Below are 10151 nucleotides of genomic sequence, written 5' to 3'. Positions count from 1 at the left end.
GGCGGGGGAGGCGGCGGCGCGGCCGCGGCTCGGGCGCACCGGGGGGACTTTCACCGGCTCGCTCTGCCGCGGAGGGCGTGGCATCAGCGGAGGCTCGCTGCGGGCGATGCGCGGCGGAACCGGCTCGGGGCGTGCCTCGCGCTCGGGGCGCGGCGGCAGGATCGGCTCAGGCGGAAAGCCGGCCAGTGGCGGTTCGTTGCGGCGCTCGGCCAGTGCGGGAGCGGGCCGGCGTACCTCGTCGGCGAAGGAGGGGCGCGGCCGCGGCGGCGGCTCGGGCATTTGCGGTTCGGGATGATCGAGCAGTTCGGGCCGCGGAGCTTCGTCGGTCCAGCTGCTGGTATCGGGCATCGGGGCAAGGCGCGGCGGCTCGGCGGCATTGGAACGCTGCGGAAGCTGGTCGCGGCCGGGCGCTGCGCGCACGATATTGGGCTCGACGACGATGTCGGTGGGACCGCCAATCATCAGGAGATGCTCGACATTGTCACGCCGGACCAGCACCAGGCGGCGCCGGCCATCGACCGCGGCGGCATCGATCACGGCAAGCCGGGGCATCCGGCCGCGCTGGGTGTTAGCACCGAGCCGGCTGGTGGCGAATCGGCGAACCAACCATGCGGCGACGCCGATCAACGCCAGAACGACGATGAACGCCACGATGAAGGTGATTGGGCTGCCTTGCATACTTGTCCCCGACAAATGGCGCTTTTCTCGTGCCCATGGTCAGACGCGCCAACCATCGGCGTGGGATGCCCCAAACTGCGATTTCTTAACGTCCCACGGCAAGTTTTGCCGTCCCCAGCTCTTAATAACCTATGAATCGCTCGATCCAAAACGACTTCTTGGCCTGTGCATGGCTCGCCAAACGGTTGGGTTAATGCCGCTTTTGGATGCGTAGAATCACGGGGGGCGCAAAGTGGTGTTCCATCAAGGGACATGCATCGACGCCATCTTTAACCACCTGTTAACCATACACGCGGCAAATTCTGCCTAGCTTCGGGCCTTTGGTCCGAGAGGCGGAAGGAGCCGCAACGATGTCCATCAACGACCTCCCGGTGCTGTCGGCGCTTCGCACCAAGATGCAGTGGCACCAGGAACGCCAGCGCGTCCTGTCCGAGAACGTCTCCAATTCCGACACGCCCAAATTCCGGCCACGCGACCTGGTCGAGCCGAAGCTCGACAAATCAGGCGCCGTCACCGGCTCGATGGGCCCCCTGGCGCTGACCCGCACCAGCGGCTCCCACATGGCGCCATCCGGCGCGGCCTCGGGCTTTGACCAGAACAGGAATGCGGGTTTCGAGACCCGTCCCGCGGGCAACGCCGTCAATCTCGAAGAGGAGATGATGAAGGCCGCCAGCAACCAGATGGACTACGCGGCGGCGACCTCGCTCTATTCCAAGAGCTTGCATCTGCTCAAGACCGCGATCGGCAAGGGCTAGAGCATGGTCCGGAAAAGTGAGCGGGCGGTTTTCTCTCGCGACAAACGCGGAACGCGTTTGCGCGGAGATCATGCTCAAGAGCTAAGGGAAGCGCATCATGGCGAATGACAGCAGCGACTTTGCCCGCTCGATGGCGATCGCGACCTCCGGCCTGCGCGCGCAGGCCGGGCGCATGCGGGTGATTTCCGAAAACATCGCGAACGCGGATTCGACCTCGCAGACATCAGGCGGCGATCCCTACCGGCGCAAGGTGCCGACCTTCTCCTCCGCGCTCGACCGCACGCTCGACGCGCAGGTCGTCACCCTCGGCAGGATCAAGCCGGACCAGTCGAACTTCCGCACCAAATACGAACCGAGCAATCCGGCCGCCGATGCGACCGGCAACGTCAAATATCCCAACGTGAACTCGGTGGTCGAGATGACCGACATGCGCGACGCGCAGCGGTCCTACGAGGCCAATCTCAACATCATCAGTGCGACGCGCCGGATGATCCAGCGCACGCTCGACATCCTCAAGAGCTGAACAGGACAATTAAGCCATGGCATCACCGACAATCGCAGCCAATGCTTATGCCAACCTCGCCCGCGTGCTGGAGAACAGCGGCGCCGGCAAGGGCAGCGAAGCGAGCGGGCAGTCCTTCGCGTCGCTCCTGAAAGACGCCGTCGGCAGCGTCATGGAGTCCGGCCGCAAGTCCGACGCCCAGACGGTGGCGATGGCCGCCGGCAAGGCCAACGTGATGGACGTGGTGACGGCGGTCGCCGACACCGACGTCGCGGTATCCACGCTGGTCTCGGTCCGCGACCGCGTGATCGCGGCATATGAAGACATCATGAAGATGCCGATCTGATTTTTGGCGCTCGCGCTCGCCCCAATTGTCATTGCGAGCGAAGCGAAGCAATCCAGAATCTTTCCGCTGGCGGCAGTCTGGATTGCTTCGCTGCGCTCGCAATGACGGGGATAGGCCTTTGCAGCGCTCGGAACAGCGGTGAGGAGGCGAGAAATGAACAAGGAATTCTGCACATGACCGGACCTGAAACCCTCGACGTCGCGCGTGATGCGATCTGGACCATCGTGATCGTGTCGTCGCCGCTGATGGTGGTCGGCCTCGTGGTCGGCGTCGTCGTGTCGCTGTTCCAGGCGCTGACGCAGATCCAGGAGCAGACGCTGATCTACGTGCCGAAGATCCTGGCCATCTTCGCCACGATGCTGCTGGCGCTGCCGTTCATGGCCGACGCACTCCATTCCCACATGATGCGGATCTCGTCGCGAATCATCGGCGGCTGAGGCACAATGCGCCCGACATGCGCATCGACGTCTCGCTGCTGCCGGCGCTCGCCGCTTCCTTTATGCTCGCCTTCGCCCGGGTCGGTGCGATGGTGATGCTGTTGCCGGGGCTGGGCGAGACCAACATTCCGACGCGGATCAAGCTGGCGATCGCGCTGCTGCTGACGCTGATCATCCTGCCGCTGCATCGCAACGCGTACCACGTCGACATGGGCTCGATCGCGCCGCTGCTGGTCATGATGCTGCATGAGATCGTGATCGGCATCGTGCTGGGGGCGACCGCGCGCGTGACGTTGTCGGCGCTTCAGGTCGCGGGCGCCGTGATTGCGCAGCAGATGGGGCTCGGCTTCGTCACTTCGGTCGATCCGACACAGGGACAGCAGGGCGTGCTGGTCGGCAATTTCCTGACCATGCTCGGGGTGACGCTGCTGTTTGCCACCGACAGCCATCATCTGGTGATCGCCGCTCTGAACGACAGCTACACGATCTTCGCGCCCGGCGAGACCGTATCGAGCGGCGACGTCGCTTCGCTGGCGACGCGCGCCTTTGCCGCCGCGTTCAGCCTGGGCTTGCAACTTTCCGGGCCGTTTCTGGTGTTCGGCCTCGTCTTCAACATCGGGCTCGGCGTGCTGGCGCGGCTGATGCCGCAGATGCAGGTCTATTTCGTCGGCGTGCCGCTGTCGATCTTCGTGGGCTTCCTGGTGCTCGCCGTGGTGCTCACCGCGATGATGGGCACGTATCTCGACTATTTCATCGGTGTCATGCACCAGATGATGCCGCTCAAATAGGTGATCGATGGCAGACGACAACGATCCCGACAGTCAAACAGAAGACCCGACACAAAAGCGTCTCGAAGAGGCGCTCGAACGCGGCGACGTCGCCAAGAGCCAGGAGATCAACACCTGGTTCATGATCGCGGGCGGCACGCTCGTGGTCTCCACCTTCTCGGGCTCGGTGGGCAGCGGGCTGGTGACGCCGATGCGCAACCTGCTCGCCAATTCCTGGATGATCAAGACCGACGGCAGGGCTCTGCTCGCGCTGATGCAGCAGATCGAGGTCGCCGTGCTCGCGGCGATCGGCGTGCCCCTGCTGATGCTGGTGCTGGCGGCGATTGCCGGCAACGTGCTCCAGCATCGCCTGGTCTGGTCGGCCGAATCCCTGAAACCCAAATTCAGCAAACTGTCGCCGGCCGAGGGCCTCAAGCGCATCTTCGGCAAGCAGGCGGCCGCGAACTTCCTCAAGGGGCTCGGCAAGCTGATCGTGCTCGGCGCGGTCATGACCGTGGTCCTGTGGCCGGAGCGCCATCGCATGGAGGCGATGGTCAGGCTCGATCCGGCCGCCATGCTGGGCGCCAGCACCAGCCTGACCATTCATCTGCTCGGCGCGGTGGTCGCGGCGCTCGCGATCATCGCCATTGGCGACTATTTCTTCCAGTATCGCAGCTGGTTCCAGCGGCAGAAAATGTCGCTCCAGGAGATCAAGGAAGAGTTCAAGCAGTCCGAAGGCGACCCGCACATCAAGGGCAAGCTCCGGCAATTGCGCCAGCAGCGCTCCAAGAAGCGCATGATGGCGGCGGTTCCCAAGGCCTCCGTGATCATCACCAACCCGACCCACTATTCGATCGCGCTGTCCTACGAGCGCGGCATGTCCGCGCCGATCTGCGTCGCCAAGGGCGTCGACAATCTCGCCTTCAAGATCCGGGAGATCGCGCGCGAGCACGACATCCCGATCGTCGAGAACGTTCCGCTCGCCCGCGCGCTCTACGCCACCGTCGAAATCGACCAGGAAATCCCGACCGAGCACTACCATGCGGTCGCCGAGGTCATCGGTTACGTCATGCGGCTGAAGCAGGGATTCGGCGCCGGACGCGGATAAAATGCCCGAAAAGTACCGGAAATGGCCGTAATCTGGGAATCAGCGTACCTTTCGCCCTTGCTGCCCTTGCGCCTGCGGGTCCGATTCAGGCAGGGAGGACCCCACGCGCCCCGTAGCGCGTTGATTCTCTGCCGACAGGCTGTGCCAGCTTGAAATGACTGCCGAGACCGACCACGACCTCACACGCGAGCCCGTTGCGGCGCACGAGCCGTCGCCGCGCTCGGGCAGCATTGCGCTGGTGCTGCTGGTAGCCGCCGGCCTCGTCGCCGTCGCCGTCGGGCTGATGACGCTCGGGCGCGCGCAGGCGCAGCCCTATATCCTCGGCATTCTCGCCGTGCTGGCGATGGTTGGCCTGTTCAACCTGTTCGCCTTCGCCGCCGGCATCATCCGCTTCGTCGACCGCAGTCTCGACGATCCCGTGATCGGGCGCATTGCCGACCACGCCTTCGACGGCCTGGCCGTGACCGATCCCCGCGGCCACGTGGTCTATTCCAACGCCGCTTATCTGACGCTCACCGGCGCCAGCGGACCGCAGGAGGTGCGGCCCGTGGAGCGCGTTTTCATCGGCAACCCCGACGTCTCCGAAGCCGTGTTCCGCCTGCTCAAGGCCGCGCGCGAAGGAAAACGGCAGCAGGAAGAGGTGCGGATCTCCGGCCATGATGGCAGCCAGGGCCGCTGGCTGCGCATGCGGGTACGCCCGCTCGGCACCGGGAAGCGCGAGGCGAAATACGCGGTGTGGTCGATCTCCGACATCACCCGCGACCGCGAGCGCCAGGAGGACGTGTTCCAGGAACTCCAGCACGCGATCGAATATCTCGATCACGCGCCCTGCGGCTTCTTCTCGGTCAATCCGGCCGGCGAACTCGCCTATGTCAACGCGACACTGGCGAACTGGCTCGACTACGATCTCGCCGAGATCGGCTCGGGCGGGCTGAAGCTCACCGACATCGTCTCCGGCGACGGCGCCTCGCTGCTCACCGCGATCGTGGCGGTGCCGGGCGAGGTGAAGACGGAAGTCTTCGACATCGACTTGCGCATGCGCACCGGCAAGACCATGCCGGTGCGGCTCTATCACAAGCTCGCCTTCGGCGCCGACGGCGCGCCGGGGCCGTCGCGCACGCTCGTCATCAGCCGCGCGCGCGACGAGCGCAGCGATCCCGACCGCGCCGCCGAAGTGCGCTTCATGCGCTTCTTCGACCATACGCCGATGGCGATCGCGACCGTCGACCGAGGCGGCAACGTCGTGCGCGCCAACGCGCGCTACGCCAAGCTCGGGCAGGCGCTCGGGCTCGACAGCGCCAGCAAGTCGATCTTCCGCGCGGTCAATTCGCGCGACCGGCAACTTTTGATCACGGCCATCAACCAGGCCGCGGAGGGCCAGGCCGACGTCGCGCCGGTCGAGGTGGCGCTCGAGGGAGCCAAGGAGCGCTGGGGCCAGTTCTTCGTCACGCCGGTGGATGCGGCCGAGAACGAGGCCGAAGCCGCCATCGTGCACATGCTCGAGACCACCGAGCGGCGCGCGCTGGAGAACCAGATCAACCAGTCGCAGAAGATGGAGACGGTCGGCCAGCTCGCCGGCGGCATCGCCCACGACTTCAACAACGTGCTCTCCGCCATCATGATGGCGAACGACTTCCTGCTGAACGCGCACAAGCCGACCGATCCGTCGTTCCAGGACATCATGCAGATCAAGCAGAACGCGACGCGCGCGGCGACGCTGGTGCGGCAGTTGCTGGCGTTCTCGCGGCGGCAGACGCTGCGGCCGCAGGTGCTCGACCTCGGCGATGCGCTGTCCGATCTCGCCATGCTGCTGCGCCGGCTGATCGGCGAGAAGGTCAAGCAGGAGACCATCCACGGCCGCGATCTCTGGCCGGTGAAGGTCGACGTCTCCCAGTTCGAGCAGGTAATCGTCAACTTGGCGGTGAACGCGCGCGACGCCATGCCCGACGGCGGCAAGCTGATCATCCGCACCGCCAACGTCACCGCGGAAGAAGCGGCCAAGCTCGCCTACAAGGGCATGCCGGCTGCGGACTATGTACGGATCGAGGTCGCCGACACCGGCACCGGCATCCCCGCCGATATCCGCGACAAGATCTTCGAGCCGTTCTTCTCGACCAAGGAAGTGGGCAAGGGCACCGGCCTCGGGCTCTCCACCGTCTACGGCATCGTCAAGCAGACCGGCGGCTTCATTTACGTGGACTCGGAACCGGGGCAGGGGACTTCGTTCCATATCTTCCTGCCGCGCCATCACGCCGAGCCCGAGGTGCAAGAGCAGCCCGCAGCAGTGGTCGGCGCGGCCAATGGCGCCGCGAAGGAGACCGCACCTGCGGCGGCGGAGGCCAAGCCGCGGACCGATCTCACCGGACAGGGCACCATCCTTCTCGTCGAGGACGAAGAGGGCCTGCGCGCGCTGAACGCACGTGGCCTGCGCTCGCGCGGCTACACCGTGGTCGAGGCCGAGAACGGCGTCGAGGCCATGGAGGTCCTGGAGGAACAGAGCGGTGCGATCGATCTCGTCGTCTCCGACGTCGTGATGCCCGAGATGGACGGCCCGACGCTGCTGAAGGCGATGCGCGAGAAGAATCCCGACATCAAGTTCATCTTCGTCTCCGGCTACGCCGAGGATGCCTTCGAGAAGAGCCTGCCCGAAGGCCAGCAATTCGACTTCCTGCCAAAGCCGTTCACGCTCAGCCAGCTCGTGGCGGCCGTAAAGGAGACGATGGCAAAGGCGGGATGACGGCGACTACCACTGTCGATTTGCGAGAGTTCCTGGAAATGACGAGGAAAAAGCGGCATTCCTGTCGTAAACCCGCCGGTAACCAGCGACCGCGGTTCCTCCGGCTCCCCGGCCAAACCCCCGCCAAATATGGGCTTTTGCCACATCCCCGCGACTGAGGGCCGCAGCCATAAGTTCCGAAACCGGCTTCACTTTTCGGGAAGTCTGCCCATGTTAGGAGCACGTCCCCATGCCGGGGATTTGGGAAACGCACATGACTTTCTCGCAACGCTCCCGCACTCTCTTCAAGACCCTCGCCGTCATGCTGGCGCTTGCGCTGCCGACTGCGCTGGTGATTTCGTCCGCCGACGCCCGCGTCGGTGGTGGCATGTCGTCGGGTTCGCGCGGTTCGCGCACCTATTCGGCGCCGCCGTCGACCACGACCGCGCCGGGCTCGACCTCGCAGTTCAACCGCACCTATACCCAGCCGGGTGCCGGCATGAATTCGGCTGCCGCCGCACCCGCGCGTGGCGGCCTGTTCGGCCGCGCCGGCGGCTTCATGGGCGGCCTTGCGGCCGGCTTCCTCGGCGCAGGCCTGCTCGGCATGCTGTTCGGCGGCGGCCTGTTCGGTGGCCTCGGCGGCCTGTCGTCAATCATTGGCCTGCTCATCCAGATCGCGCTCGTGGTGTTGGTGGTGCGGCTGGCGATGTCCTGGTGGCAGCGCCGCCACTCGCAGCAGGCGGCCTATGCCAATGCTGATGCAGGCAGCGGTCAGGGACCGCAGCCGAACTATCGCAGCGGCCTCGGTGGCGGTAGCGTCGGTGGTGGACTTGGCGGTGGTCTCGGCGGCTTCGGCTTCGGCGGCGCCAACAACGCGCCGCTCGAGATCAAGCCGGATGACTATGAGGCGTTCGAGCGCCTGCTCGGCGATGTCCAGGCCGCCTGGTCGAACGAGGACGTGGCCAAGCTGCACACGCTCGCGACGCCGGAAATGGTCTCCTATTTCGAGCAGGACCTTGGCCAGAACCGCGCGCGCAACGTCGTCAACAAGGTGACCAACGTCAAGCTGTTGCAGGGCGACCTCGCGGAGGCCTGGCGCGAAGGCGAGACCGAATACGCCACGGTGGCGCTGCGCTTCGCCCTCACCGACAAGACGCTGGACCGCAACAGCGGTACGGTTGTCGCCGGCAGCGAGCAGCCGGGCGAGGCGACCGAGATCTGGACCTTTGCCCGCCGTCCGGGCAGCGGCTGGGAATTGTCGGCGATCCAGCAGACCAACTGATCGTACGCAGATTAAAGACAAGGGCGTCGTGCTTCGGCACGGCGCCCTTTTTCTTTGAGCCGCTTATATCCTGATACGGCCGACCATTTTGCGCGAAGCACTTAATTGCTTGTTGCCCGCGCAGAGCTCCCGCAATTTCGCGCCTGCCGGTTAGAGAGGGAGATATTCGGTGAGCCAGTCTGTCGCGCGCTCCAGGACAAATCACGAAACCATTGCCAGGAATTCGTCCCTGCCGCTGGAGGCGATCGAAACGGCGTATGACCGGATCGAGGCCGAGCGCGACCGCAATTGCTGGATCTATCTCCGCCCGCGGGAGGAGGCGCTCGAAGCATGCCGGAAGCTCGTGGCGCGCGCGCGGACAGGCGAAAATCTTCCGCTGCTCGGCATTCCCTTTGGTGTGAAGGACAATATCGATGTCGAGGGAATGCCGACCACTGCCGCATGCCCCGCGTTCAGCTACACGCCCTGGCATTCCGCGCACAGCGTCGAACGCCTGACCGCGGCCGGCGCAATTTGCCTCGGAAAGACCAATCTCGATCAGTTCGCCACAGGCCTGTCCGGTGCGCGTTCGCCCTATGGCCCCTGCGCGTCGGTTGCCGATGCGCGCTATATTGCGGGCGGCTCCAGTTCCGGGTCCGCGGTCGCCGTCGCGGCGGGGCACGTCGCGTTCGCGCTCGGCACCGATACTGGCGGGTCCGGCCGCATACCTGCCGGCTTCAACAACATCGTCGGAATCAAGCCGACCGTTGGGCTGGTGTCATCACGCGGGCTGGTGCCGAATTGCCCGACGATCGATTGCGTTTCGGTGTTCTGCAATACCGTCAGCGATGGCGAGGCAATCCTCGAAATTATCGAAGGGTTCGATTTCGAAGATCCCTACAGCCGCCTGCCCAGGGCCTTTTCTTTCGCCAGCGGGGCGGTGCCATCGTTCCGGTTCGGCCGCATTGCGGCCGCCGATCTCGAATGCTTCGGCATGCCGGAATGCGGCGAGCTCTATGAGCGCGCCTGCGAGCGTTTCACGCAGATCGGGGGAACGGCGATCGAGGTGGACTTCGCGCCGTTCCGCCAGGCCGGGGAGTTGATGTTCAGCGGACCCTGGGTCGCGGAGCGGCACTCGGCCATCGCTTCGCTGATGGACATCGATTCTGGCTCCCTGCTTGATGTCACGAGGACCGTGCTTGGCTCGGCCGCCGGCTATTCAGCGATCGACACATTTGGTGCCATTCACCGGCTGCACCGGCTTCGCCGCGACGCCGAGGCGATCTTTGCGGGTATCGATGCGCTGGTGGTCCCGACCGCACCGCGGCCGTTCACGCTGGAGGAGATGGATCGCGATCCGATCACCCTCAACAATCGCCTCGGCTATTACTCGTACTTTGCCAATCTGCTCGATCTCTGCGGCGTGGCGGTTCCGAACGCGACATTGCCGAACGGCATGCCGATGGGCGTGACCCTTCTGGCGCCGGCCTGGCATGATCGCGCGCTGATCGGACTGGCGCGGCGGTTCGAGGCCAGTGCAGGCCGAGCGGCGTTCGAATTGAAGTCTGGCGGTTGACGGAC

General features: G+C 65.1%; 9 protein-coding genes and 1 pseudogene. 9 read left to right on the top strand and 1 reads right to left on the bottom strand.

Translation table 11 applies throughout. The annotated features are described in order from the left end of the window. Positions 1-678, bottom strand: a pseudogene (locus IVB46_RS10170) (flagellar biosynthetic protein FliO); the annotation flags it as partial. Positions 679-1028: 350 nt separating this feature from the next. Between IVB46_RS10170 and flgB the strand changes: the two are divergent. The 9 genes from flgB to atzF all read left to right on the top strand — a co-directional run bounded on the left by flgB (position 1029) and on the right by atzF (position 10146). Beyond that, the gene (gene flgB / locus IVB46_RS10165) at positions 1029-1433 is read left to right on the top strand and encodes a flagellar basal body rod protein FlgB (protein ID WP_208070577.1); all 405 of its coding nucleotides are present in this window, start codon (positions 1029-1031) and stop codon (positions 1431-1433) included. 97 nt (positions 1434-1530) lie between these two features. Continuing rightward, positions 1531-1956, top strand: a complete 426-nt coding sequence (flgC, locus tag IVB46_RS10160) for a flagellar basal body rod protein FlgC (RefSeq protein WP_028148498.1) — start codon at positions 1531-1533, stop codon at positions 1954-1956. A gap of 16 nt (positions 1957-1972) precedes the next feature. Further along, positions 1973-2281, top strand: coding sequence for a flagellar hook-basal body complex protein FliE (gene fliE / locus IVB46_RS10155; RefSeq protein ID WP_008142413.1), 309 nt, complete (start codon positions 1973-1975; stop codon positions 2279-2281). A gap of 173 nt (positions 2282-2454) precedes the next feature. After that, a complete protein-coding gene (fliQ, locus tag IVB46_RS10150) occupies positions 2455-2718 on the top strand; it encodes a flagellar biosynthesis protein FliQ (protein ID WP_014494021.1) in 264 nt (87 codons plus the stop codon). Positions 2719-2735: 17 nt separating this feature from the next. Continuing rightward, positions 2736-3506 (top strand): flagellar biosynthetic protein FliR, encoded by a 771-nt coding sequence (fliR, locus tag IVB46_RS10145; RefSeq protein WP_028148497.1) that lies wholly within the window; start codon positions 2736-2738, stop codon positions 3504-3506. Between the two features lie 7 nt (positions 3507-3513). Further along, positions 3514-4593 (top strand): flagellar biosynthesis protein FlhB, encoded by a 1080-nt coding sequence (flhB, locus tag IVB46_RS10140; protein WP_063982289.1) that lies wholly within the window; start codon positions 3514-3516, stop codon positions 4591-4593. 154 nt (positions 4594-4747) lie between these two features. Next, positions 4748-7330 carry a PAS domain-containing protein gene (locus tag IVB46_RS10135; protein WP_247309244.1) on the top strand — a complete coding sequence of 861 codons (2583 nt, stop codon included), beginning with the start codon at positions 4748-4750 and terminating at the stop codon, positions 7328-7330. 229 nt (positions 7331-7559) lie between these two features. After that, complete coding sequence (locus IVB46_RS10130; protein ID WP_247309246.1) at positions 7560-8591, top strand: TIM44-like domain-containing protein; 1032 nt, start codon at positions 7560-7562, stop codon at positions 8589-8591. A 169-nt stretch (positions 8592-8760) separates the two neighbouring features. Further along, a complete protein-coding gene (gene atzF, locus IVB46_RS10125) occupies positions 8761-10146 on the top strand; it encodes an allophanate hydrolase (RefSeq protein ID WP_063982292.1) in 1386 nt (461 codons plus the stop codon). Positions 10147-10151 lie beyond the last annotated feature (5 nt).

It is taken from the genome of Bradyrhizobium sp. 61 (assembly GCF_023073075.1).
Taxonomy (GTDB): Bacteria; Pseudomonadota; Alphaproteobacteria; order Rhizobiales; family Xanthobacteraceae; genus Bradyrhizobium; species Bradyrhizobium barranii.
This window is presented reverse-complemented; position numbering and strand designations above follow the sequence as displayed.